The sequence below is a fragment of the Nitrincola sp. genome (assembly GCF_048264025.1).
Taxonomy (GTDB): Bacteria; Pseudomonadota; Gammaproteobacteria; order Pseudomonadales; family Balneatricaceae; genus Nitrincola.
This window is the reverse complement of the sequence record NZ_JBLXDN010000009.1, coordinates 39,630-65,526: the sequence shown is the minus strand read 5'-3', so window position 1 is coordinate 65,526 and position 25,897 is coordinate 39,630. Positions and strand designations below refer to the sequence as shown.

20 protein-coding genes, 1 tRNA gene and 1 riboswitch are annotated in these 25,897 nt (G+C 51.4%); of the genes, 15 read left to right on the top strand and 6 right to left on the bottom strand.

The genetic code is table 11. The features are described 5' to 3' along the window. The first annotated feature begins 4 nt into the window (after window positions 1-4). The 3 genes from ACN0R1_RS08860 (at window position 5) to lipA (ending at window position 1,911) form a co-directional block, all read left to right on the top strand. A complete protein-coding gene (locus tag ACN0R1_RS08860; protein WP_151057621.1) occupies window positions 5-280 on the top strand; it encodes a YbeD family protein in 276 nt (91 codons plus the stop codon). A gap of 63 nt (window positions 281-343) precedes the next feature. Beyond that, on the top strand, window positions 344-928 hold the full coding sequence (gene lipB, locus ACN0R1_RS08855; RefSeq protein WP_417582117.1) for a lipoyl(octanoyl) transferase LipB: 585 nt from the start codon (window positions 344-346) through the stop codon (window positions 926-928). 8 nt (window positions 929-936) lie between these two features. Next, entirely contained in the window at window positions 937-1,911 is a 975-nt protein-coding gene (gene lipA / locus ACN0R1_RS08850; protein WP_036523393.1) for a lipoyl synthase, read from the top strand. Window positions 1,912-1,966: 55 nt separating this feature from the next. Here the strand turns inward: lipA and ACN0R1_RS08845 are convergent, their stop codons facing one another. From ACN0R1_RS08845 to ACN0R1_RS08835, 3 genes are read right to left on the bottom strand one after another with little or no spacing between them, the layout of a single operon-like run. Next, window positions 1,967-2,353 carry a CBS domain-containing protein gene (locus ACN0R1_RS08845; protein ID WP_417581975.1) on the bottom strand — a complete coding sequence of 129 codons (387 nt, stop codon included), beginning with the start codon at window positions 2,351-2,353 and terminating at the stop codon, window positions 1,967-1,969. Window positions 2,354-2,368: 15 nt separating this feature from the next. Further along, entirely contained in the window at window positions 2,369-2,722 is a 354-nt protein-coding gene (locus tag ACN0R1_RS08840; RefSeq protein WP_417581973.1) for a P-II family nitrogen regulator, read from the bottom strand. Continuing rightward, on the bottom strand, window positions 2,719-4,206 hold the full coding sequence (locus tag ACN0R1_RS08835; protein ID WP_417581971.1) for a DUF1538 domain-containing protein: 1,488 nt from the start codon (window positions 4,204-4,206) through the stop codon (window positions 2,719-2,721). Before ACN0R1_RS08835 ends, ACN0R1_RS08840 begins: the two co-directional genes overlap by 4 nt. 209 nt (window positions 4,207-4,415) lie before the next feature. Between ACN0R1_RS08835 and ACN0R1_RS08830 the strand changes: the two genes are divergently transcribed. After that, on the top strand, window positions 4,416-4,760 hold the full coding sequence (locus ACN0R1_RS08830; protein WP_417581969.1) for a P-II family nitrogen regulator: 345 nt from the start codon (window positions 4,416-4,418) through the stop codon (window positions 4,758-4,760). Here ACN0R1_RS08830 and ACN0R1_RS08825 read toward each other — a convergent pair whose 3' ends face one another. Further along, complete coding sequence (locus tag ACN0R1_RS08825; RefSeq protein WP_417581968.1) at window positions 4,761-6,755, bottom strand: cation:proton antiporter; 1,995 nt, start codon at window positions 6,753-6,755, stop codon at window positions 4,761-4,763. Window positions 6,756-6,960: 205 nt separating this feature from the next. On the opposite strand from ACN0R1_RS08825, the gene ACN0R1_RS08820 reads away from it, so the two are divergent. From ACN0R1_RS08820 to ACN0R1_RS08795, 6 genes are all read left to right on the top strand, one after another. After that, window positions 6,961-8,667 carry a potassium/proton antiporter gene (locus ACN0R1_RS08820; protein ID WP_417581966.1) on the top strand — a complete coding sequence of 569 codons (1,707 nt, stop codon included), beginning with the start codon at window positions 6,961-6,963 and terminating at the stop codon, window positions 8,665-8,667. Between the two features lie 140 nt (window positions 8,668-8,807). Further along, window positions 8,808-9,977, top strand: coding sequence for a N(2)-acetyl-L-2,4-diaminobutanoate deacetylase DoeB2 (gene doeB2 / locus ACN0R1_RS08815; RefSeq protein WP_417581964.1), 1,170 nt, complete (start codon window positions 8,808-8,810; stop codon window positions 9,975-9,977). 157 nt (window positions 9,978-10,134) lie between these two features. Next, window positions 10,135-11,409 (top strand): aspartate aminotransferase family protein, encoded by a 1,275-nt coding sequence (locus ACN0R1_RS08810; RefSeq protein ID WP_417581962.1) that lies wholly within the window; start codon window positions 10,135-10,137, stop codon window positions 11,407-11,409. Further along, a complete protein-coding gene (gene doeA, locus ACN0R1_RS08805) occupies window positions 11,406-12,728 on the top strand; it encodes an ectoine hydrolase (RefSeq protein WP_417581960.1) in 1,323 nt (440 codons plus the stop codon). Before ACN0R1_RS08810 ends, doeA begins: the two co-directional genes overlap by 4 nt. Continuing rightward, a complete protein-coding gene (locus ACN0R1_RS08800; RefSeq protein WP_417581958.1) occupies window positions 12,728-14,089 on the top strand; it encodes an NAD-dependent succinate-semialdehyde dehydrogenase in 1,362 nt (453 codons plus the stop codon). The genes doeA and ACN0R1_RS08800 overlap by 1 nt, the downstream gene beginning before the upstream one ends. Window positions 14,090-14,152: 63 nt before the next feature. Continuing rightward, window positions 14,153-14,254, top strand: a riboswitch (glycine riboswitch). A 146-nt stretch (window positions 14,255-14,400) separates the two neighbouring features. Further along, window positions 14,401-15,642: a D-amino acid dehydrogenase gene (locus tag ACN0R1_RS08795; RefSeq protein WP_417581956.1), complete on the top strand. Its 1,242-nt coding sequence runs from the start codon at window positions 14,401-14,403 to the stop codon at window positions 15,640-15,642. On the opposite strand, the gene ACN0R1_RS08790 is transcribed toward ACN0R1_RS08795, so the two are convergent. Continuing rightward, window positions 15,639-16,133: a hypothetical protein gene (locus tag ACN0R1_RS08790; RefSeq protein ID WP_417581954.1), complete on the bottom strand. Its 495-nt coding sequence runs from the start codon at window positions 16,131-16,133 to the stop codon at window positions 15,639-15,641. The two genes, ACN0R1_RS08795 and ACN0R1_RS08790, sit on opposite strands and share 4 nt — an antisense overlap. Window positions 16,134-16,390: 257 nt before the next feature. Here ACN0R1_RS08790 and ACN0R1_RS08785 point away from each other — a divergent pair, with 257 nt between their 5' ends. From ACN0R1_RS08785 to ACN0R1_RS08775, 3 genes are read left to right on the top strand one after another with little or no spacing between them, the layout of a single operon-like run. Beyond that, window positions 16,391-21,160, top strand: coding sequence for a PAS domain S-box protein (locus ACN0R1_RS08785; RefSeq protein ID WP_417581952.1), 4,770 nt, complete (start codon window positions 16,391-16,393; stop codon window positions 21,158-21,160). Continuing rightward, window positions 21,160-22,419, top strand: coding sequence for an EAL domain-containing protein (locus ACN0R1_RS08780; RefSeq protein ID WP_417581950.1), 1,260 nt, complete (start codon window positions 21,160-21,162; stop codon window positions 22,417-22,419). Before ACN0R1_RS08785 ends, ACN0R1_RS08780 begins: the two co-directional genes overlap by 1 nt. 7 nt (window positions 22,420-22,426) lie before the next feature. After that, on the top strand, window positions 22,427-23,410 hold the full coding sequence (locus tag ACN0R1_RS08775; RefSeq protein ID WP_417581948.1) for a response regulator: 984 nt from the start codon (window positions 22,427-22,429) through the stop codon (window positions 23,408-23,410). Between the two features lie 34 nt (window positions 23,411-23,444). Here the strand turns inward: ACN0R1_RS08775 and ACN0R1_RS08770 are convergent. Next, a tRNA-Leu gene (locus ACN0R1_RS08770) sits at window positions 23,445-23,531 on the bottom strand. 143 nt (window positions 23,532-23,674) lie between these two features. On the opposite strand from ACN0R1_RS08770, the gene queA reads away from it, so the two are divergent. Next, window positions 23,675-24,724, top strand: a complete 1,050-nt coding sequence (gene queA, locus ACN0R1_RS08765) for a tRNA preQ1(34) S-adenosylmethionine ribosyltransferase-isomerase QueA (protein ID WP_417581946.1) — start codon at window positions 23,675-23,677, stop codon at window positions 24,722-24,724. A gap of 14 nt (window positions 24,725-24,738) precedes the next feature. Beyond that, window positions 24,739-25,869: a tRNA guanosine(34) transglycosylase Tgt gene (gene tgt / locus ACN0R1_RS08760; protein WP_417582116.1), complete on the top strand. Its 1,131-nt coding sequence runs from the start codon at window positions 24,739-24,741 to the stop codon at window positions 25,867-25,869. Window positions 25,870-25,897 lie beyond the last annotated feature (28 nt).

Here is a 25,897-nt window from a genome sequence, read left to right as displayed (position 1 = left end):
GGCTATGACTGATTCACCCGAAGCACCTAAAATCGAATTTCCCTGTGCGGACTATCCGATCAAAGTAGTGGGCAATAATGACAATGACTTTTATGGTTTTGTGGTCGAGACGGTGAAAGGTTTTGATCCTGGCCTGGATCTGGAAAAGGTCAGTGTTCAGGATAGTCGCAACGGTCGGTTTCGCTCAGTGCGTTTGAAAATCAAGGCCACCGGAGAGGAGCAGTTGCAAGACTTGTTTGCAGCATTGAAAGCTTCTGGTCGTGTGCATATGGTACTTTGATCCGTGCCTGATCTGATCGTACGAACACTCGGGTTGCAGCCTTATGAGCCGGTGTGGCAGCGGATGCAAGCCTTCACTAACCAGCGTCAAGCAGATACGCCGGATGAAATCTGGCTGTTACAGCACCACCCGGTGTTTACCCAGGGTCAGGCCGGTAAGGCGGAGCACCTGCTCAATCCCGGTGAAATTCCGGTGGTGAAAACTGATCGCGGTGGTCAAGTGACTTATCACGGTCCCGGACAACTAATGGCCTACCTGTTGCTGGACCTGCGCCGCAAAAAACTGGGGGTCAGGGATGTGGTCTCGCTGATGGAAGAGGCCGTCATTGCGTTGCTGGCCGATTATGGGCAAGTCGCGGTTGCACGTGCTGATGCACCCGGTGTCTATGTGGATGGATGTAAAATTGCTTCACTGGGCTTGCGGGTAAGACGCGGTTGCTCTTTTCATGGACTGGCGCTTAATGTCGATATGGATCTGCAGCCCTTTGCCAGGATCAACCCCTGTGGTTACGCCGGTCTGCAGATGACCCAGTTGCGGGACCTCTGTCCGGATACTGATATTGACAGTGCGACCAAAAACCTACTAAATTACTTGGTTAAACGGCTCGGCTATACGCAGGTTGAGTTGGCTAATCATCTGGAGAACTGAATACTACTATGTCTGATACTCCTGCAAAACCTGTCCGCGTCGAGCAAGGCGTCAAGCTCCGTGGTGCTGAAAAAATGGCCCGTATTCCGATTAAGGTCATTCCGACCGAAAAAGATGAGATGCCACGTAAACCGGATTGGCTTCGCGTCAGAATGGGCTCCAATGCTGAAGTGAAGCGGATCAAAGCCAAGTTGCGCAAGCACAAGCTGGCATCGGTATGTGAAGAGGCCAGTTGCCCTAATCTGGGCGAGTGTTTCAGTCACGGTACCGCCACCTTCATGATTATGGGTGATATCTGCACCCGACGTTGTCCCTTCTGTGATGTCGCACACGGTCGCCCTAATGCGCTGGCTGAAAATGAGCCGCTGGAACTGGCGGAAGCCATTGCCGATATGGGCCTGCGTTATGTGGTTATCACCTCAGTAGACCGAGATGATCTGCGTGATGGCGGTGCACAGCATTTTGCCGACTGCATTCGCGAAACTCGGCGTTTGGCTACCAATATACAGATAGAAACCCTGGTGCCGGATTTCCGTGGGCGTATGGATATCGCTCTGGATATCCTGCAGCAAACACCGCCAGATGTGTTTAACCACAACCTGGAAACTGTGCCGCGTTTGTACAAGAAAGTCCGTCCTGGTGCTGATTACGCCTGGTCACTGGAGCTATTGAAACGCTACAAGGCCTTACGTCCTGAAATCAGAACCAAGTCGGGTTTGATGGTGGGTGTTGGTGAAACCAATGAAGAAATTATTGAGGTAATGCGGGATCTGCGTGCCCATGATGTCAATATGATCACCATCGGTCAGTACCTGCAGCCAAGCCGTAATCACCTGCCGGTTGATCGCTTTGTTACCCCGGATGAGTTCGATGAGTTTGGCCGTATCGCCAAATCACTCGGCTTTAGCCATGTTGCCAGTGGCCCTCTGGTGCGCTCGTCTTACCATGCTGATCTGCAGGCCAAGGGTGAGAAGGTCGGCTAAATCCTGCCACGAAAGCGACCGGTATCTGCGTTAATCAACCAGATACCGGTAGTAATCACTCAAGATCGTTCAGTAATGTCTGCACGATATCGTTCATGCATAACAGTCCGACCATCTCGTTATCCTTCAACACCAGAATGCGCTTGACCCGACTTGTGATCATCAGTGACGCGGCGTGTTTTACCGATAGGCTCTGCCCTACTGAAATAACGGGTTTGGCACATATATCGTAGACATTGATCAGATCGATATCACCGCTTTCAGCCACTACCGTTTTAACTATGTTGGTATAGGTAATCAAACCATAGGCATCATTGTCATTGGTTTTTTCCACTACCAGTGATTTCAGCTTATGACGCTTCATCAGGCTCAGTGCGTCACGCAGTGTTGCAAAGGGTGAAACGGTTATAACATCGTTCACCATGACATCTTTTACCAGCATGAAATGCCTTCCTTTTTAGAGGTTTTCTTTCAGGTGTTGCTCAAATTTTGCCAGTTGTGACAGATCGATTCCGCCAAGATGCTCCAGCGGCAGGGTAAACACCACACCGTGGGAGTTATTGTTTTCCTTATCAACAATGATGGTCTGGATGGATTTAAGAATCTCCAGTGACAAGCCCTTTTCCAGTACCATAATAATGATCGATTGACTGCCTTCATAGGTCATGCCGAAGAAGGTTTTTTTCGCATCGCTGCCGATTCCCCGACCCGATAACAGGGTGATGCCACCGGCGCCCAGTTCACGCGAGCCATCGATCACTTTTTGTTCGTAGTCTTCAGAGACGATTGCAGTCAGTACAGAAAATTTCATGATTCAGCCCTGTTGAATTTATTCAGCCAGTCAACGGCAATGGCGTAGCACATGACTGTAACGATTGGAAAAATAGACGCAAATGCGATCAAACCAAAGCCATCGATCAATACACTTCGTCCTTCAATATGGGTTGCCAGCCCGATCCCCAGAGCCGTTACCAGAGGAACGGTTACCTCTGAGGTGGTGACACCACCCAGGTCAAAAGCCAGTGCCACGATGTATTTTGGGCAGAGCATGGTTAACAGGATTACCAGTGTGTAGCCGCCAATAATGAAGTAGTGAATCGATCCACCACTGATCAGCCGGAAAACTCCAATTGTAATCCCAACCGCTACCCCAACGGCAACCATAATTCGAATGACATTGCCCTTAATTTTACCTGCAGCGGCTTCTTCAGCTTGTTGACCCACGGCAATTAAAGCCGGTTCAGCCATGGTAGTTGCAAAGCCGATCATAAATGCAAACAGGTAGATATAAGCATGGCTGTTCAGCGAGATAAGCTGCTCTGCCATGCTACTACCAATCGGAAAAAGTCCGATCTTCAACCCGACAACAAATGCATACAGACCGATAATTACCAACAAAAAACCAAAGGCAATTTTAGGTGGATTGGATAAGGGCCGCTTGAGAATGATGTATTGGAAAAACAGAATGGTGATCAGGATGGGCAGTACATCCCGGAACATGGTCAGGAGATCTAGCAGTCCCTGTACTACAGGGTGAGTTACAGCGAGTTCCACACTCTGCACAGCTTGAGCCGAAGCGCTGTCGGCATCTATGGCATAAACAAAAATACCATAAAGCTGCACGCTGATCATTGGCACCATCACCGCCAGCGCAACCAAACCAAAGCCATCAATCAGAGGGCTACGTCCACGAATTGAAGAGGCCAAGCCGATCCCCAGTGCAGCAATCAAGGGGACGGTGACAATGTTAGTGGTGACACCGCCAGAATCATACGCCAGCCCAACGATCTCTTCGGGTGCAAAGAAGGTGACGCCGACCACGATGATGTAACCAATAATCATATACCAATGTATCGGGTGGCCGAAAATGATGCGAAAAACCCCTAATGCAATGATAAAGCCGACTGAGGTGGCAACCAATAAACGAAGTACCAGCGCATCGATGCGGCCTTCACTGATCTCTTGTGCCTGGCTGGCAACGGCAATGAGTGCAGGTTCGGCGACCACAGCTGAAAAACCGAGGGCGAAGCCGAAGCTGAGCAAAATGGGCACTGACCCCTTTTTGGCGAACTGGTTGGAGAGGCTTTTGCCGACGGGGAAAATGCTCAGTTCCAGGCCTTGAAGGAACAGTGCGACACCGACAGCAACGACGAGTAAACCAAAGGCCATGCTTAGGCTGTTATCGGGTAACTGCTGCAGAATAGCCAACTGAAAGAACAGCACGACGACAACAATAGGTAGCAGGTTTTTCAGGGCATGCAGGAACGCATGGGTAAAGCTTTTCAGGTACAGCAATTCGGCCTCACTCTAGTCAGAATGAAAGTGGGTTTGGCTTACAAACAAACAGTTAATCCAATAAATCAGACGAAAAATACCGACCCGTTCTTTCATGGGCTAGGTTAGCATCTTAATGAATTTTCAGTTAAAGTTCATCCAGTAAGTTTGATATGCCGCAACTGAACCGGCGTGTCAAACACGAACAATAGAGATAGGGTAGAAAGGTTATGAAATTCAAGCTGATCATGGTGTTTGTGGATGAAGATAAAGCGAATGATACGCTGGATGCAGCACGTTCGGCTGGAGCTACCGGTGCCACCATCATCAATAGTGCCAGAGGCCAGGGGCTTGAGCGTATTGTGGGAATATTAGGGCTTGAAATTCTAGACCCTCGTACAGTGATCATGATTCTTGCAGAATCAAGGCGTGCTGATGTAATCCTTGAGGCGGTCTCTGCAGCTGGACACCTGGATGAAACCCTGGGGTCTGGGATTGCATTGATGCTGGATGTTGAAAAAGCCCTGGGTGTATCAGAGCATATTCAGACGCTTGAAAAGAACAACCCACTTTAATTAGTTGTCATCGGAATTACACGGATGTTTCAGTACTGATTCTGCTTGTTGCAGGTCATCAGGAAGGCCCAGTAGTACCAGCACATCGCCAGCCTGTAAAACCGTCTCTCCGCTTGGGTAGCGTACGCGTTCATTGTGTCGAACCAAAGCGGTCACCATCAGGTTACTCTCGTTCAGCTTCAATGAACTTAATGTACAGCCAACAGTGTCATGCTCTTCAGTGAGTTTGATAGCGTGAAGTCGCTCATCAACAGCATTGTCTGAAGTATGCACACTATCCAGACTGCCTTTGAACAACTCTTTTAGCAGTGGATAGCTCTGAGAGCGCTGTTTGTTCAGGTGTTGAATGATTTTGAACATAGGCACTTTCAGTGTCAAAAATGAATGTGAGACTAACACCATAGCGGTTTCAAGTGTCTCGGGTATTACCTCCGTCGCCCCAGCTTGCCGCAGCGCTTCTGCGTTAACCTCATCTCGCGTGCGAGCAAGGATAGGTAGGCTTGGATTTAATAATCTGACATGTTGAATAGTCTTTACAGCTGCAGAGCGGTCATCGTGGCTGATAATCATCAGCGTTGCTGATTTAGTGCCAACAGATTCAAGCAGATTTGAGTTGGAAGTATCGCCAAAGTAGACGGAATGTCCTGCCAATCTTGCTTCTTTTACGAGTGATGGATCCATGTCGATGGCGGTAAAGGGAATTTTCTCCATCTCCAGAAAGCGGCCAATCACCTGTCCTGTGCGTCCGTAGCCGCAGATAATCACATGTGAGTGCTCAATGACGGGCAGCAGGCTCTCATTTTCGACCACAGTGCTGTGGGGTGGAAACAACCGCTGAAACAGCCATGCAGAAATGGGGTGGTTGAAGTAGATAAGAAAGGGGGCAATGATCATGGATAGCAGTACCGAACCCAGGACGATCTGTGCTGAGTGGGAATCGATCGCTTGTGCTTCCAAACCGATGGCGAGCAGCGCAAATCCAAACTCCCCCCCTACCGCGAGTAACATGGCAGACCTGAACGCTGTTGGCAGGTCAATGCCTGAGACTCGGATGATGAGGGTGACAATCAGTAATTTACTGGTCAACAGAAATAATGCGCCTGAAATCACTTCAAGCCAGATGCTGGGGAAAACGCTTGGGTCAATCAACATGCCGATACTGACAAAGAACAGCCCTAGCAGTACATCTCGAAAAGGCCTAATGGCGCCTTCTACCTGGTGCCTGAACTCAGTGTCGCCTAAAACCATTCCGGCAAGAAAAGCACCAAACGCCATGGATAGTCCCAGTGACTGGGTTGTCCAGGCAGATACTAAGGACACGAATAAAACCGTTAGCGTAAAAAGTTCAGCCGAATGTTTTTCGGTCACTAGACGAAAAAGCGGTTTGAGTAGGTAGCGACCCGAGAGCAATACTATGCCAAAGGCCAGGGCCGCTTTTATCAAGGCTAAGCCTAGAGAGCCTGCAACTTCATGCATGGCAGCGATGCCGAGTACGGGGATCACGACCACGAAGGGAACGGCAGTAATGTCTTGGAATACAGAAAGGGTAATGCCTAGTCGTCCATGGCGAGCCTGGCTTTCACCCAGCTCACTCAATTGTTTACTGATAATCGTCGTAGAAGATTGAGCAAAGACGGCACCGACCACAAAGGCCGCAGCCACCGGAAGTCCTATTAACCAGGCGACGATGCCGACAATTAGCGTGGTCAAGAGAACCTGTGCGGTACCAAGGCCCAGAATGGTGTGCCGAAGGGCGTAAATCTGCGGTAGCGAAAAGCTCAGGCCTATAGTGAACAGCAGGAATACAATGCCCAGCTCGGCAATCGCACGGACCCCTTGTTCTGCTACCACGGGCCCGGATGTATTTGCGCCCAGTATAACCCCTACAAATAAATAGGCGAGGCTGGGGGGGATTCTAAGGCGTTGGAAAATCAAAACCACAAACACGGTTACGCCGAGCAGCAGGAGTATTTGGATCAGCGTCTGTTCAAGCATTCAGTTTTCTCTAAGCCTGTGAGATTCTGTTTGGTGATAGTGGTTTTGTCTGTATTCTAGCAGTGGTAAGGTGTTGGTACTATTGTTGCTTGATAAGAAACGTCTACAGGATGTTGTGTTCATTGATAATAAAAACAGCACCCTGAAGATATGTATAATGCCTGAAGTCATATTTCTCGTTTGTTAATGGGTAAAAATCTGCAACATGAGCTCAATTGAAACTATTTTTGTAATTTCCGGCCTGTTACTGGCCCTTAGTGTATTGGCAAGCCGGTTGTCTGCGTTGTTTGGCCTGCCGTTATTGGTGCTGTTTTTGGTCCTGGGAATGCTGGCAGGAGAGCAGGGCATTCTGGGCATTCGTTTTGATGATTACTCTCTGGCATTTTTGATCGGTCACCTGGCCTTGGCCTTGATTCTGCTTGATGGTGGGTTGAGAACACGTATTTCGACCTTCCGAGCCGGTTTCAAGCCCGCTTTGTCACTTGCAACCTTAGGTGTGGTGATTACCAGTGGCATAACCGGCTTGCTGGCGATGTGGTTGTTTAATTTGTCACTGGTAGAAGGCTTGCTGGTCGGAGCGATAGTGGGATCAACAGATGCCGCTGCGGTGTTTTCAATGCTCAGTGGCAAAGGCGTGAATCTGAATGAGCGCGTTAGTGCAACGCTGGAGATCGAATCAGGTACCAACGATCCGATGGCGATATTCCTGACAATCATGCTGATTGAGGTGTTGGTCGGTGGTATAGGGGGGCCTTTAGAGACTCTGCTATTTTTGATACAACAGTTCGGTTTTGGTTTGCTGGTGGGGGTGTCAGCTGGATGGGTTATTGCGCGCTTGATGATCTGGGTAGACTTGGCACCAGGGCTTTATGCTTTGCTCGCGCTTGCATTAGGTTTTTTTGTATTTGGTATCACCAGTATCATTGGAGGCAGTGGGTTTTTGGCGATTTACCTCGCCGGGCTAATGATCGGTAACCGGCCGGGCAAACACCTGAAGTTAATTTTACCGGTTAATGATGGCCTGGCCTGGTTGAGTCAGATAGGTTTGTTTTTGGTACTCGGCCTGCTGGTGACCCCCTCTGATCTGCTTGAATTTGCCGTGCCTGCCATCTTAATTGGCTTGGCGCTGATCTTTATTGCACGTCCCATAGCGGTTTTCTTATCGATCAAACCTTTCTTTAAATTTCGTTGGCATGAGGTTTGGTTTATCAGTTGGGTCGGACTGAGAGGGGCTGTGCCGATCGTGCTGGCTATTTTTCCGGTGATAGGCGGTGTTGAGAATGCGGCGCTGTACTTCAATGTTGCTTTTGCAGTGGTGTTGATGTCTTTGCTGATTCAGGGTGGTACTTTGCCCTGGATGGCACGCTGGCTCAAAGTGGAAGTGCCCAAGGGTGTTGAGCCGAATCACCGTGATGTGCTGGGTATCCTGCCGGAAAATGATTACGAGTTGTTTGTTTATCAGGTTGATAACTCCAAACTCGATGACACGCCAATTCGTATGTTGATATTACCCTCGGGTGTGTTGATCTCAGCTATTTTCAGAGAGCATATGATGGTTCACCCTAAGGGCAGTACGCGGATAAAAGTCGGTGATGTCGTCTGTGTAATCGGTAGGGGTGATGATGTCGAGCCATTGAATAAGTTATTCAGTGGCGAGTCACATTTAAAGAAAAAGCAGCAATTTTTCGGTCCCTTCGTCATAGATGGTGACGCCTTGCTGGATGATATTGCGAAAGCCTATGGCTTGGCTATTACCCAAGGTGAAGGGTCACTGACCTTGGGTGAGTTTATTGCTGCAAGAGTGGGTGGGCACCCGGTTGTAGGTGATGATGTCAGTTGGCATGGTATTCACTGGGTAGTTAGTGAAGTATCCGGTGACCGGGTATTAAAAGTCGGGGTGCGCTTTTTCTGAGCCCCTAACCTATACCGATTTGATCCTGATGCTGGTAACCCTGATTACATGTGCTACATTATTTGGAGGAAATAAAATTTCACAGGCTGATGTTTACTCGGCCTGGTGTAGATAGTGGGAAACCGTTAGGAGTTACAGATTTGACCGCACTTTGGGACCAGCACATTCAACAAGCCATTTCACTGCGGCGTGAACTGCATAAGCAGCCTGAGCTCACCTGGCAAGAGGTAGCAACGGCCAAGCGTGTGCGTCAGGAGTTAACCGCGCTAAATATACCTTGGGAAGCTTGTGCCAAACACGGCACCCTGGGACGCTTGGCCAGGGATAAGCCGGGCCCTCACATTGCCTTGCGCGGTGATATGGATGCGCTACCTATAGATGAAAAAAGTGGCATGCCTTGGAGCTCTCAGAGCCCCGGCTGTATGCATGCCTGCGGGCATGATGGTCATACCGCAACCTTGATGGCGGCCGCTTACTGGCTTAAGGCTCATGAAGAACAGCTGCCCGGGCCGGTGACGCTGTTGTTTCAACCAGCAGAAGAAGGTGGTCATGGCGCGCTGCGAATGATCGAGGAAGGGGCTCTAAAGGGTATTGATGTTATTTATGGTTGGCACAACTGGCCAGCCATTGCCTTTGGTCAGGCAGTTTGCCCGGATGGAGCGGTGATGGCGGGTAACGGCACCTTTCGTCTGACGGTAACTGGACAGGGCGGACACTCCAGTCAACCGGAGGCGTGTCAGGATCCAGTGTTGGCGGCGTCGGCGATTGTTGTGGCGCTGCAACAGATTGTCAGTCGCCGTTTGCCACCCCAAGATGCTACAGTGTTGAGCGTCACATCAGTGGATGCGCGCAGTTCACCTACCGTGATTCCAGATACGGCGGTGATTGAAGGGGGCTTTCGTATTGCACAACCAGCCACGCGCAAGGTACTGTCGTCATTGATTGAAGAAATCTCAACGGCAACTGCCAGAGCTTATGGCACTCAGTGTCAGGTGGAAATTTTTCCGCGCTACGATGCCACCATTAATCATCCAGAGCCAGCGGCAAACTTTCGCCAGCAACTGGAGTCAGAGTTTGGTGAGCAGGTGTTGAGTCTGACAACCCCGCTGCCGATTATGGCTTCGGAAGACTTTAGTTATTATCTTAAAGAAATACCCGGTGCGTTCGCTTTGATCGGTAGTGATGACGGTCAGTTGCAGCATGGGCGACCTTGCCATAATGCGCAATATGACTTTAATGATGCCCTGATTTCCAGGGTAACACGGGTGTTTTCAAGACTTGCAGGTGTTCCGGTTCCGGAGCAGACCTGACCCTGATAGCAACCTCGGATATTCCCTGGGTTGCTGCTAGTCCGGGCGGCTGAATTGTCAGTGGCCTAACCAAATGCTGTCTGGTTAGAAGAATAATTTACGACCAGACAGAATCAATAACGGGTTCAAACCCTTGTCATAATGAAGGAGGATTTCCATGCAGGTATTCGAAAAGTGGGAATCAGAGATCCGCGGTTACTGCCGTATTTATCCAACCGTGTTCAAATCCGCTTCAAACGCCCGGCAGGTCGATGAAGCAGGCAAATCTTATATCGATTTCTTCGCCGGTGCAGGGGTGCTTAATTTCGGGCATAACAACCCCTTGATGAAAAAGGCGTTGATTGAATTTATTGAGGCGGATGGGATCGCGCATAGTCTGGATACCAGCACGACTGTTAAGCGTGATTTTCTCTCAGCCTTTGCTGAAACCGTGCTGGTCCCGCGAGGAATGAACCACAAAATGCAGTTTATGGGGCCTACCGGCACCAACGCGGTTGAAGCGGCGTTAAAACTGGCTCGTCGGGTTACCGGGCGTAAAACTGTTGTGGCTTGCACTCATGGCTTCCATGGCATGACCTTAGGGTCACTGGCGCTGACGGCAAACAGTTATTTCCGTAACGCGGCCGGTGTACCGCTGGAACATGTGATACGTATGCCATTTGGTTGCGAAACCCCTTGCCGTAGCTGTGAAATGGGCTGTGGAGTCGATTCAGTTGACCGACTGCGGGCACAGTTTGCCGACAGCTCCAGTGGTCTGGAACCACCAGCCGCCTTTGTGATTGAGCCGATTCAGGCTGAAGGTGGCGTGCATGTAGCCAGTAAAGAGTGGTTGCTGGCAGTACAGAAACTGGCTCACGATCTGGGGGCTTTGTTCATTCTGGATGATATTCAGGCGGGCTGTGGCCGTACCGGTAGCTACTTCAGCTTTGATGGTATGGGGCTGGACCCTGATATCGTCACCCTGGCGAAAGGCATCGGTGGCTTTGGCACGCCGCTGGCGATGAACCTGGTCAAACCTGAACATGACAAGCACTGGTCTCCCGGTGAGCATACCGGGACTTTCCGTGGTCAGGGCTTTTCCTTTGTCGCCGGTAAGGTGGCGATGTCCTACTTCCACGACGACAAGCTCATGACTGAGGTTAAGCGCAAAGGCGAGCAGATGGCTGCTGCTTTGGATGCCATTGCGGCTACCAGCGCGGGTGCCTGGCAGGTGCGAGGCAAAGGCATGATGCAAGCCATCGATATAGGTGACAGTGCGCTATCCAAAGCGATTGTTACTGAATGCTTTAACCGTGGGTTACTGCTGGGTGGCTGTGGTACAGGCGGCATGGTGATTAAAATGATTCCACCGTTGACCATTCCGGATGAAGATCTGACTCAGGGACTGGAGATCTTTGCGGCAGCAGTCAAGGCGGCCAAGGAGGCTCAATGAAAAAACGCGATGATATGACGTTTCCGTTCGAAGAGTACGAGCGGCGTATCAACGAGTTAAGGCAGCGCATGCGGGAACGATTGCTGGATGCGGTGGTGATCAGTGATCCCGAAAATATCATGTATCTGACGGATTATCAGACCACGGGGTACTCCTTCTTCCAGGCACTGGTGGTGCCGCTGGAAAAAGACTCGTTTATGATTACCCGGGTACTGGAGGAGTCAAATATCCACGCCCGTACCTGGGTTGAGATCACACGACCCTATCCGGATACCGGGGATGCTATCCAGATGCTGGTCGAGGCACTTAAGGAGTTTGGCTTAAGTGGGAAAAATATCGGTTATGAACGTAACAGTTATTTTTTCCCGGCTTACCATCAGGATGCTATTCACACCACCTTTACTAATGGCCGTCTGCTGGACTGCTTCGGTATTGTTGAAGAGGGGCGCATTACCAAATCCAAGTATGAGATAGAGGTGATGCGTAAAGCGGCGCTGGCTACCGAGGCAGGCATGCAGGCTGGCTTTGATGCCTGCGCTGCTGATGTAACCGAAAATGAGGTGGCCGCAGCGATCAGCCATGCGATGTTTTGTGCCGGGGGGGAGTTTCCAGCCGTTATGCCCTACGTGACCTCCGGGCCGCGCAGCATGATTGGTCATGCCACCTGGGAAGGCCGCAAGATCGAAGCGGGTGAGCACGTGTTTCTTGAGGTGGGCGGCTGTTACCGCCGCTATCACACGGCGATGATGCGCACGGTGGTACTGGGTAATATGACCGACTCCTTTTACAAGGCCCAGGAAACCATGAAGCTGGCGCTGCACAAACTTAAGGAAGTGCTGCGCCCCGGTTTGACCGTATCGGATGCAGATAATCTGGTTCGCGCCATTATTACCAGTAATGATGTCGGTGGCCGGTTGATTACGCGTTCGGGCTACTCCATTGGTATCGCCTTTCCGCCAAGCTGGGATGAGGGCTATATCATCAGTCTCAAACAAGGTGATTCCAGTGTGCTGCGTGAGGGCATGACCTTCCATATTATTCCATGGATGTGGGGTGTGGACGGTGATAAAACCGTGGGTATTTCGGATACCCTGCATATCACCGCCGATGGTTGTGAATCCTTCTTTACCCTGCCGGAAGACTTTGTGGTCAAACCGGAATATGCGCCAAAAGGGAAAGAAAGTAAGGCAAAGCCAGCCAAAGAGAGTCAGAAAGAAGAGAAGGAATTGTCTGCACCCTCGGATATGCAGTTGGTTTCAGCTCAGGCCAATATAAAAACAGCTGGAAAACTCAGTAAAGTGAAAAAGGAGAGTGCTTGATGACAGTGCCCGTAATTAACCCGGCAACCGGTGAAAAACTGCAGGACTCACCTGTACTGAATGCAGCAGCACAAGAAGTGACCCTAGTGCGCGCCAGAGAAGCCTATAACAGCTGGAAACTCACCTCTTATGCCGAGCGTGCCGAGGTCCTTAAAGCCGTTGCGGCAAAAATGCGTGAGGACGTGGAAACGCTGGCGCCGTTGATGACACTGGAAATGGGTAAACCGATCAAGGAAGCCCGAAGCGAGGTGCTCAAATCGGCTTGGTGTGCTGAACATTACGCCGAGCAAGCCGAAGCCTATCTGAGTAGCTTGACGCTGGAGTCGGATGCCAGTCACAGCTATGTGCAGTATTTGCCGTTGGGCACCGTGCTTGGAATTTTGCCTTGGAATGCCCCTTTCTGGCTGGCGTTTCGTTTCTGTGCCCCGGCACTGATGGCTGGGAATACCTGCCTGATGAAGCATGACTTGCATGTACCCGCCAGTGCGCAAGCCATCGCCGACCTGTTTGACCAGGTAGGTGCTCCGGCTGGCATTATGCAGAATATGCCGATGGATAATGCCGCGATAGAGCGGGTGATCCGTGATCCACGTGTGCAGGCTGTGTCGCTTACCGGATCTGAAAAAGCCGGCAGTGCTGTGGCGGCGATTGCCGGTTCAGAAATCAAGCCGGTGGTACTGGAGTTAGGTGGTTCTGATGCCTGTATCGTACTGGCCGATGCCGATCTGGAAAAAGCCGCCGATACCATTACCCTGTCGCGGATCATCAATGCGGGTCAGTCCTGCATCGCGGCGAAACGGATCATCGTCGAAGCCGCTGTCTATGATCAGTTGCTGGCGATGCTCAAGGAGCGTCTTGCGCGCTTGAAGTTAGGTGATCCGGCTGAAGAAAGCACCGATGTTGGCCCTATGGCACGCGACGATCTGCGCCAGAACCTGCATCGCCAGGTGACTGAGACAGTGGCCGCGGGTGCCCGTTGTCTGCTCGGGGGTGAGCTGCCTGAAGGGGCAGGGTTCTTCTACCCAGTTACCCTGTTGGCTGATGTTAAGCCAGGCATGACAGCAGCGGTGGAAGAAACCTTTGGTCCTGTGGCGGTGGTGATGAAAGCCGCTGATGCCGACGAAGCTATTGCCATGGCTAATGATAGCCGTTACGGCCTGGCCGCGGGTGTGTGGACAGAGCGCCATCGCGGCGAGCAGTTGGCGCGGCGTCTGGAAGTGGGACAGGTGGCTGTGAATGGCATAGTCAAAACCGATCCACGCTTACCCAGTGGCGGGATTAAATGCTCTGGTCTGGGACGGGAGTTGGGTCCTCAAGGCATCCACGAGTTCGTCAATGCACAGCAGATCTGGCTAGGATAATATTATTCTTTGGGCGCATGGATGCGCTGCCGCGCGGGTGTTAAACTGGCGCAAGTTTAATGAAGAATGATATCGGGAGAGATCGCTGGCCTTGTATAAAGGTTGAGCGGCGCCGAAGGAGCAACCGCCCCGGAAACTCTCAGGCAAATGGACCGGTATCGTTCACTAAACTCCGAAGAGTTGTCGCTTGCAGCGGCACACCGAAGGAGCAAGCGCTGTTATTGGCGTGAATCTCTCAGGTACAGCGACGGAGGGGGTGGCAGGTGCACTATGGCCCTGTCTAACCCTATGTTGCTTCGGAGTTGTTCGCGATGAAATCAATTGCAGTCATTGGCGGCGGTATTACCGGCGTCACCTCAGCTTATGCCCTGGCCAAACGTGGCTATCAGGTTACCCTGTTCGAAAAACAGCGCTACGCCGCGATGGAAACCTCCTTTGCCAATGGTGGGCAGTTGTCCGCTTCTAATGCCGAAGTCTGGACTTATTGGGCGACCATTTTCAAAGGTATGAAGTGGATGCTGAAAAAAGATGCTCCTCTGCTGGTCAACCCCAAACCTTCCTGGCACAAGCTCTCCTGGTTTGCCGAGTTTATCGCCGCGATTCCGCAGTATGAGCAAAACACTACTGAAACAGCACGGCTGGCGATTGCGGCACGTGAATTGTTGCTAGGCTGGGCGGCTGATGAGCAGATAGATTTTGATCTCAAGCAGAAGGGCATACTGCATATTTATCGTGACCAGGCTGGCTTTGAGCATGCACAACAGGTTTCCAAGCTGCTGGCAAAAGGGGGGCTGGTACGTGAAACGCTAGCGAGCAGCGATATTCAACGTATTGAGCCTACTCTCAAAGGGCAGTTTTATGGCGGCTTTTTAACCCCGAGTGACTCTACGGGTGATATTCATAAATATACCCAGGGACTCGCCAGCGCGTGTGAACGCATGGGGGTCAACTGCCTCTATGAGCAGGATGTTGTGGATGTTAGCGCCGACGCCAGGAGCGCCACAGTGGTTGTTAGCCATCAGGGTGAGAGAATATCACACAACTTTGATGCGCTGGTCGTGTCAGCAGGAGTTGCTAGTCGAAAGCTGGCCGCCGCACTGGGCGATCGGGTGAACATCTATCCGGTAAAAGGCTATTCGATTACCGTCAATCTGCTGGATGCCGAAAGCCAGGCAGCGGCACCCCAGGTTAGCCTGCTGGATGACGAAACCAAACTGGTGAGCAGCCGATTGGGTCAAGACCGCTTTCGAGTGGCTGGTACCGCTGAGTTTAATGGCTACAACAAGGATATTCGCGCAGATCGCATCAAGCCTCTGGTCGACTGGGTCAATCAGTGCTTTCCGGATGTCAGTACCCGCAGTGTAGTGCCCTGGGCCGGATTAAGACCAATGATGCCAAATATGATGCCCAAAGTAGGGCGCGGACGCCTGCCGACGGTCTTTTACAATACCGGCCATGGTCACTTGGGTTGGACGTTGAGTGCGGTCACGGCCGATATGCTGGCGACGATTCTCGACAGTAGTGCAGTCTCAGAGAGACTGGCAACCGCCTAGCTAGGTGAATTCAGCAAAGTCGATCTCAGCTTGGCTTCCGTGGCTGAGTCGGCTGGCTGGCTGCTGTGAATGCTCCAATCCTCATGGTTGTGGTGAATCCATACCTCATCTTCGCGAAGCTCAATACTGGTGACTGGTTTCAAGTCGCGTCGATCTTCAGCGGTATAAATATTCAGTAATTCATAGTCCATAACCCAAATGCGGTTATTTGCCTCGACGGTGACTACCGTATGAGGCTCGATTTCGTAGCCACTGGGAGTGATATGCTGAGCATGGGTAATCATCATTCTTGCATCGGGGAAACGCTGGCGTACCAGGTGATATTTGGCCAGTGCTGAATGACTGTATCGCTGCCCGGTTTGCTCGCGGCGCTGATAATCCAGGTTCACCTGCTGATTGATCATGCGCAGTTCGCGTAGATCTATCGCTTCGGCAAACTGACTGATAGGCATCAGTAATAACAGCATAAAGCCAAATATGGCTGTTCGCATTGCAGAGTCCTTACTGAGCAAACCTAGGTATGAGGCCCGAATTGTGCAGATAAAAAAAACAGGCCGCAAGTAAAGCCGCATCAATCAATGATACAGATCAAGTTTGTGCTCTCGCTGTGCCATGTTGAGTCGTTATTTTGCTGGCGGGTGTTCTTGACAGTTACCGGTCACTCATCGATGAAGCTGGGGGCACTTATTGTGGCTGAATGTCTGTCAGTACTCTATAGTGAAGCACTATAAAAAGGTACTTTGTCCAGATGCTAGAACCCCAGGTAAGCCCGGCTAGAGAAAAACCGCTTCATACCCGACTGGTATATATACTGGCACTGTCGCTTGGCTATGCTCTGCTAGGCATACTGACGGTTTCGGTCGCTTTTTCTGAAGGTTATTCTGTACCCTTCTGGCCCGCGGCCGGATTGGGGCTGGCGGCCTTGTTGATCTGGGGACGAGGGTGCTGGCCGGGTATCTGGATTGGTAGCCTGCTGGTCGATCTATGGATGCAGCAGAGTTTTGCTGTTCTGCTGTCTAGCCTATTCGTTGCTACGGCGGCTTCGCTACAGGCTGTGATTGCGGCAACCTTGGTACAATCCTTGGTCCGACGGCCCGAACCCTTGGCTAAAGATGCGGATCTGCTACGCTTTCTGTTGCTGGCAGGCCCGCTGACCTGCGTAATAGCTCCCAGTGTCGGGGTGATCAGCCAGTATCTGATGGCATCGATGACGGCTCAGGAGCTGCGTGCTGAATGGTTGATTTGGTGGGTTGGCGATACGCTGGGGGTATTGCTGTTTGCACCTATTGTGTTGCTGCTGTGGCAAGATCGCCAGCGTTCAGGACCGCAGGTTGGCTCCTATCGCATTATTTTGCCCTTGGCAATGACGGCTATTTTATTGCTGCTAGGCAATTATGCGCTGGCCCGTCTGGAAAAAGGCCGCAGTCAGCTGGAGTTGGATCGTCTATTTGAAGAGATCAGTGATCTGCGCTTTGAAACCTTGCCCAATCTGATTAACCCACTGATCGGTGTGGAGCGTTTTTTTGCTTCCAGTGTTCGTGTTCACCGGTCTGAGTTCGCCAGCTACACACGCTTTATTACCGATGAACCTGCTGTGCTGGCAATCGATTGGTCGCCACTGGTATTGCGCTCTGAGCTGAAAGCCTTTGAGCGAAATCTGTTGCATTCCCATGGACAGGTATTTGAGCTGGGCTCAGATCAGCAAGTGTCACCTCTTGCACAACGCGACGTGCTGTTTCCTGTCCTGTTTAGTGAGCCTGCAGCAGATAATGCCATCGCCTTGGGTCTCGATCATGGCTTTGAGCAGCCGCGGGTTGAGGCGATGCAGCAGGCACGCTCCACCGGTCGACCGGTCATGGCGCCTATGGTGCCCTTGCTGCGCAGCGGTAAGCTCGGGGTGTTGGTGTTCCAGGCCGTTTACCAGGATTCACAGCACCCGTTGCACCAAGGTGTGCCCGGTGATGAGTTGCCCTTGCAGGGTTATGTGGTTGGACTCTATGACATCAAAGCCTGGCTGGCCCCCCTGGTTCAATTGGCTGAGGCACAGGATATCAATCTCAGGGTGAGTGATGTCACCCTGGCAGATGCACGCACTGTCTTGTGGGATACTTTGCCCGCCGAGCAGGCCGCCGGTTGGATCAGAGATATAAATATCGCGTCACGAACCTGGCGTTTGGAAATGGAGCCAGCAACACCGACCTGGAAGCCGGGTTCAACCTTTGAAGAGCAGCTTTATCTGGTTTTCTCGGTTATTGCCGCTTTTATGGCCGTGTTTGCAACGCTTGGCAGTGCCGGACGTTATGCGGCTACTCGCGCGGAAGTGGCAAAACGTACTCAAGAGCTGCGTGAAGAATTACAGCATCGCCGCTCCACTGAGCTGGCCTTGCAGGAGAGCGAAGGGCGTTACCGTAGCCTGATCGAAACAGCGCCCTTTACCATCCTGCTGCAGCATGAAGGTCGTGTGGTCTACCTGAACTCTCGGGGCCTCGATACCTTTGCCGCTGAGTCATTGGAACAGGTGGTTGGCCATTCGGTGCTGGCGCTGGTGGAGCAGGATCACCGTGCCGCCATTGCCGAGCGAATTCGGCGAATATCTGCCGGAGAAACCCTGGAAGAAAGCGTCACCACGATCTGTTTACGACTTGATGGTACGCCTTTTGTGGTTGATTGGTCATCAGTGCCTTATGCAATGGAGGGTGGATTTGGCTCGCTGGTGGTGATCCAGGATATTACTGCCCGCAAGGAAGCCGAAGAACAATTGGATCGTTTTTTCTCTGTGTCGCTGGATCTGCTGTGTATCGCCGATATCCAGGGCAAATTTCGGCGCGTCAATCCGGCCTTTACCCAGATACTTGGCTGGACTGAAAAAGAACTGCTGAGCCAGCCGTTTAGCAATCTGATCCATCCGGATGATCGCGAAACAACTGAGCAACAGATGGCGAAGATCAACACGGGTGAGCGCGCTAGCGAGTTTAAAAACCGTTATCTGTGCACAAATGGCAGTTGGCGCTGGCTGGAATGGAAGGCGCTGCCGCAGCCCAATGGTCTGATCTATGCGTCGGCGCATGATGTTACCCTGCAGCATGAAGCTACTGAGCAACTGCAACTGTTGAATGACAAACTGCGTATCCGAATTGAAGAGCGTGGTGAAGCCCTGCTGGCGTTGAATGCCAAGGAGCAGGAAATCGAAGCCGTACTCAATAATCTGATGGAATGCGTTATCACCATTGATGAGACAGGTATTATCCAGCGGGTGAATCCGGCGGCAACCAAAATTTTTGGCTACGCCATCGACGAGATGCTCGGGAAGAATGTGTCCATGCTGATGCCGGCTCCTCACCGGGATGAACATGATGCCTACTTGAATAACTACCATCAGACAGGGATCGCGCGCGTGGTCGGTTCCAGCCGGGAGGTTGAAGGGTGTTGCAAGGATGGCACCTTGATTCCGCTGGAGCTGGCTGTCAATCGCTATGAAATTCATGGCCAGATTTATTTCACCGGAACCCTGAGGGATATCAGTGAGCGGCGTTCGCTGATCTATCAATTGATCAATGCACGGGTCGAAGCGGAAGAGGCCAGTCATGCCAAATCGGCATTTTTAGCCACCATGAGCCATGAGATACGGACACCAATGAATGGTGTCCTTGGACTCATCGAGGTACTGGGTCAGGATGAGATGAGTGACTATCAGCGCGGGCTGGTACAAACCATTCAGCGCTCAGCCCTCTCTTTATTAGGGATCATCGATGATATTCTCGACTTTTCTAAAATTGAAGCCGGTCGCTTAGAGATCAATCCTGAAGCGACTGATCTGGGTGAGCTGGTAGAAAACTTGTGTAACTCACTGGTGGTGTTGGCACTGGATAAGCAGGTGGATCTGTCGGTATTTATCAGTCCGGACTTGCCTCGCCATGTGGAGATAGATCCGGTGCGGATGCGTCAGGTGTTGTACAACCTGGTAGGGAATGCAATCAAGTTCTCCGGTGGGCGTGAACAGCGTGGTAAGGTGTCTGTGCGGGTATTGGTGGATGCCGATCAGCAGTTACGCATCATCATTCAGGATAACGGCATAGGTATTCAGGCCGAGCGGCTGAACGAGCTGTTTGATCCCTTTACGCAAGCCGAATCAGATACAACTCGGCGTTTTGGTGGAACCGGGTTGGGGCTGGCGATCAGCAAGCGCTTGGTGGATATGATGCAGGGGAAAATCCGGGTAGAGAGTCAACCCGGACAGGGATCAGCGTTTACCCTGTTGCACCCTATGCAAAAGTCAGTTGTCAATGTGGCCCCCAGTTGGCCAAGCCTGAAAGGGTTGAGCTGCGTCATTATGCCTGCAGACAGTTATACTCCCGAGGATCTGGCTGCCTACATCAGCGCCGCGGGTGGTCAAGCGGTGGTGTATGCAGAAGAGGAGTCGTTGGCAAACCTGCTGTCCTGTCAGGTTCCGCCGGTCGTGTTGATCACCAATGGGCAGCCTGAGTTAAAGCCGCTGTCAGGGCTGCTGGCCAGCTTGCCGCATCTGCGCCGCTTGCAGATACAGCAGGGGCGTAGGCGGCGTGCGCGTATTGATGATCCGGAGCAGGTGTTGCTGGATGGTGATGCACTAAGCCGCCAGGCCTTTCTGCAAGCACTGAGTATAGCGGCTGGATTTGTATCGCCACCGACGGCCTACTCTCGGCAACAAGCGGCGTCGGCTGAGGCGCTGTCGGTCAATCTTAAGCATCAGGCCCAGTCGAGTGATCAACTGATTCTGGTAGCTGAAGATGATGATATCAATCAGATAGTGATCCTGCAGCAGTTACGCTTACTCGGTTATAGCGCTGAAATAGCTGACAATGGACAGCAGGCGCTGGAAATGTGGCGTACAGGACGTTTTTCAATATTGCTGACTGATCTGCATATGCCCGAAATGGATGGTTATGAGCTGACCGGGCAGATACGCCATGAAGAAGCTGAAGGGCAGCATTTCCCCATCCTTGCCCTGACGGCCAATGCACTGCGTGGCGAGTCTGATCGGGCCGAATTGGTGGGAATGGATGCTTATCTGGTCAAACCGGTGCAGATACCCAAATTACAAGCCGCGCTGGAAACCTGGTTGCCCGTTCGAAAAGTACAAGAGGAAAGCAACATGAAGCAGGGCGCTGAACAGCCGATAGATGATGCTACGGCTCTGCTGAATCCGATGGTGCTGAGTGAGTTGGTTGGGGGTGATGAGTTGGTTATGAATGAGTTGCTCTGTGATTATGTGGAGTCGGTACGCAACCATGCGCAAACGATTGTCCAGGCCTGGCAGTCACATGACCTGAACCAGATTGCGGGTGTGGCACATAAGCTCAAGTCATCGTCTCGCTCGGTAGGTGCGCTGCGTCTTGGTGAGCTGTGTGCGACACTGGAACAAACAGTCAAATCAAATCGGAGTGCCGATGTGGAAGCCTGCCTGCAAGTCTTTGAGGAGCAGGTAGACGCAACACTGCAAGCGATAGAAACGTATATTGGTTTTGCGGGGAGTGACTAATGAAAATGTTGGTCGTTGATGATGAGCCTTTCATGTGTCATTTGCTGGTCAAACAACTGGCCAAGCTGGGCTATGATGATGTGTTGGCGCAGCACTCTGCCGTTGATGCTTTACAGGTGCTGAGTGAGCAACGGCATGGAATAGATCTGGTATTTTGTGATTTGCAGATGCCGGGCATGGACGGTATAGAGTTTGTCCGTCAGTTGGTGCATCTGAGCTATCGGGGAGGATTGGTTCTGGTCAGTGGTGAGGATTGGCGTATTATCGCCACGGCCGAAAATCTGGCGTTGCATCATCGACTCAAAGTGTTGGGTGGTATGCAAAAGCCTGTGTCTCAAGCCGCATTGAAAACCATTATGGCTCGGGCTCTGGCCCATCAATTAACCTTGCAGCAATCTGGCCCCTTGTTGTCCGAAACACCTCCGCGGCGTAGCTATGATGCGACAGCATTGCGTCAAGCCCTGAATTCCGGAGAGCTGGTTAATTACTATCAGCCCAAGGTAAGCCTTCGCGATGGCCAGTTACTGGGGGTAGAGACCCTGGTGCGCTGGCAGCATCCAGATGATGGTCTGGTGCTACCAGACCAATTTATTCAGGTTGCCGAAGAAACCGGTCTGATAGATCAGTTGACACAGCAGGTACTCAGGGCCGTATTGCTACAAGTCCGACGCTGGAACGATGAAGGGCTGGCGTTGCAGGTGGCTGTCAATATATCCATGAACAATCTGGCTAGCCTGGACTTCCCGGACCGGGTTGAAAGTTTGTTGCACGAGATAGGTGTGCCGGCATCGGTGCTGATGCTTGAAGTGACTGAAAGCCGAGTGATGAGTGATCCCTTGGCATCCCTGGATATACTGACTCGTCTGAGGATTAAAAAAATCAGTTTGTCGATTGATGACTTTGGCACCGGGCACTCATCCTTACGTCAGTTGCATGATATCCCCTTCAATGAGCTGAAAATAGATGGCAGTTTTGTCCGTGGCGTCAGTCATGACAGTTACGTTCGAACTATAGTTGAAGCCAGCCTGAATCTGGCCCATCAACTGGGTTTGAAAACTGTTGCTGAGGGAGTGGAATATCCCGAAGACTGGCGTTTTTTGCGTGAGGCCGGATGTGATGTCGCGCAGGGCTGGTTGATTGCCCGTGCAATGCCTGCCGAGCGTTTGTCTGACTGGGTTGAAGAGTGGCAGAGCCGTCGTGCTGAGCTCAACGCTATTGACCAACATTCAGTGGAGAATTTAGGTTATGTTGACAGGTAGTCTGTTAATGAATAAAAACTCAGTGGTGTTTATTGCCGGTAGTAACAAGAGTATTGTGGAGGTTGTCTATGCACAACTGCGTGATGAGTTTGAAAAGCTGATTATGCAGGTTTCGAATACTATCCCTGATCTGCAGCGTGAATTCAGCCTCTCTTATGCTGATATTCTTATCCTGGCATTTGAAGATCTCAATGTGGCGGCGCAACTGTCCGAAGCGGTGTTTAGTGCCACCCGCAAATCTCCGTTAAAGCCCTACCGAGTGTTGGCTCTGTGCAACAAGTCCAACGTCAAGCGAGCCTATACCCTCTATGGTGAGCGTCTGATCAACGATTATATTGTCTACTGGCCGTTGACCTATGACCCATACCGGCTGGTGTTGTCTGTGCGTCAGGCTGTTGATGATTTGAAATACAATGATGATGCCAAACAGTTATTGCGGGAAGTGGCTGCATTAAAAAAACAGCTGGATGAGCAAAATAACTGGATTGAGCGTGCTCGGAGCACCCCTGGTTTTGAAGAGCCGGCAATGACGCCATCACTTTCAGCTGACGAAGAAGACGCGCAGTGGTCGAAACTGATTGATGACAAGCCGGTGGTGTCGCAAACCCCCAAGGGGCCGCAAAAGCAGGTACTGATAGTGGATGATGATCAGTTTCAGCGTAGCGTGCTACGCAAGCTGCTGATGGCGGAGCATTTCGAAATTCGTTTTGCCGAAAATGGTCTTGATGGTCTGGAAATGATGCGTCGGCGTCAGTTCGATTTGATTCTGCTTGATCTGATGATGCCGGGTATGTCGGGTCTGGATGTGATGAAATATTTGCGTCGCCATCCGGGAACCGTGTCGGCACCGGTGGTTATCATCAGCGGTGAGCATGAAAAAGAAGTTGTAGTGGAGTGTCTTAAGCTGGGTGCATCTGGCTATGTAGTGAAGCCGTACACACGTAAAACGCTGCTGGAAAAAATCGACAAGGCATTGATCGTGGATTCATGATCAGAAGCTTTATTGCGTAACGCTTTGTTTTTGCTGGTAGCGGTGGGCGGACTCGAACCGCCACGCCCGTTAAGGCAACGGATTTTGAATCCGTCGTGTCTACCAATTTCACCACACCGCCAACATGATTCTGTTACACAGACGTTACGCACCCTTGCAACAGAGCGGCTATTATAAGCACTTTATTGCAGGGGTCAATCCGCACTGAAAAAATCTTTTGCTTGGGGTAAAATACTGCACCTTGATTTTTGATGATGGTTGACGATGCAAGTAAGTGACTTCACCTTTGAATTGCCTGATGAGTTGATTGCCCGGTATCCACTGGAAACCCGCAGTGCCAGCCGCTTGTTGTGTGTGAATGGTAAGGATGGCGTGTTGCAGCACCGCCAGTTCAGCGAGTTGACAGAATTGCTCAGACCGGGTGATCTGTTGGTATTTAATGATACCCGGGTAATACCTGCGCGGCTGTTCGGCCAGAAAGCCTCAGGGGGTAAAATTGAAGTGCTGATTGAGCGCCTGCAGGGTGAACAACGGGCACTGGCGCATATACGTTCAAGCCGCGCACCTAAGACGGGTAGTCGGTTGCTGCTTGAAGGCGGTGTTGAAGCCGAGGTGCTGGGTCGGCAGGAAAATCTGTTTATTCTACAGTTTGATCTGAACGGTGATCTGCTGACGGCCTTGGAAGCGCATGGCCATATGCCCTTGCCACCCTACATGCAGCGAGACGATCAACAGTCAGATCGTGAGCGCTACCAGACGGTCTATAACCGTAAGCCCGGTGCTGTCGCGGCGCCAACAGCCGGTTTGCATTTTGATCAGCCGCTGCTGGATAAATTGCAGGCATTAGGCGTGGAAACGGCGTTTGTCACCCTGCATGTTGGCGCGGGTACTTTTCAGCCGGTGAAAGTGGATCGGGTTGAAGATCATCACATGCATTCAGAGTATATTGATGTGCCTGAGTCCGTGTGTGAAGCCGTGCGTGCCGCCCGTGCTCGAGGAGGGCGTGTGGTAGCCGTAGGGACGACCAGTGTGCGCTCACTGGAAAGTGCCAGTCAGAGTGGCGAGATTCAGGCTTTCTGCGGTGATAGTAATATTTTTATCTATCCTGGTTATCAGTTTCGTAGCGTGGATGCGCTGATCACTAATTTTCATTTGCCAGAGTCAACCTTGCTGATGTTGGTATCGGCTTTTGCCGGTTATGAGCATATCAAGGCCGCCTATGCGGAAGCTATCCAGCAGAAATACCGATTTTTCAGTTATGGCGATGCCATGTTCATGACCCGTCAGGATGTGAGTGCCGAGGAGCAAGCGTGAGTAGAGAATGTTTTATGCAGTTTGAGTGCCTGGCGACAGAAGGCAAAGCACGCCGGGGTCGGTTGACCTTCCCGCGGGGTGAGGTTGAAACCCCCGCGTTTATGCCGGTGGGTACTTATGGTACGGTCAAAGGCATGTTGCCGCGTGATGTGAAAGCGTTGGGTGCACAGATCGTCCTGGGTAATACCTTTCACCTGATGTTGCGCCCGGGTACCGAGATCATCAATCTGCACGGCGATCTGCATGATTTTATGCAGTGGCAGGGCCCTATCCTGACTGACTCAGGTGGTTTTCAGGTATTCAGCTTGGGCAAGATGCGCAAAATCACCGAGGAAGGTGTTTCTTTCCGCTCTCCTGTGGATGGCAGTAAAGTATTTTTGAGCCCTGAGGTATCCATGCAGGTGCAGCAGGCACTGGGTTCGGATATCGTGATGATTTTCGATGAATGTACCCCCTATCCAGCCACGGAAATCGAAGCGGCCGAGTCCATGCGCATGTCCTTGCGCTGGGCAAAACGCTCCAAGGAGGCACATGGTGATAGCCCTTCAGCACTGTTTGGCATAGTGCAGGGTGGGATGTATCCACACCTGCGTGATGAATCGTTGGCCGGATTGGTCGAAACCGGTTTTGATGGTTATGCGATTGGTGGCCTTTCCGTAGGTGAGCCAAAAGATGAAATGATTCACGTATTGGATCATCTGGCGCACCAAATGCCGGCCGATAAACCGCGTTATCTGATGGGGGTTGGCAAACCGGAGGATATCGTTGAGGCCGTGCGTCGAGGCGTGGATATGTTTGACTGTGTCATTCCGACCCGCAATGCACGCAATGGCTTTTTGTTTACCTCCAACGGGGTGGTGAAAATTCGTAACTCGGTGAATAAAACCGATACACGTCCGCTGGATGAAAATTGTGATTGCTACACTTGTAAAAACTTCAGTCGGGCCTATCTACATCATTTAGATAAGTGTGGAGAGATGCTGGGAGCACAGTTAAGCACCCTGCATAACCTGCATTACTATCAAACGCTGATGACCGGTTTGCGCAATGCGCTTGAACAGGGTAAATTGTGCGCCTTTGTGGACGATTTCTATCGTGCTCGGGGGATGGAAACGCCACCACTGATGGATACGAATACGTTTTAATATAATTGAGTTTCAAATAACCTGGAGA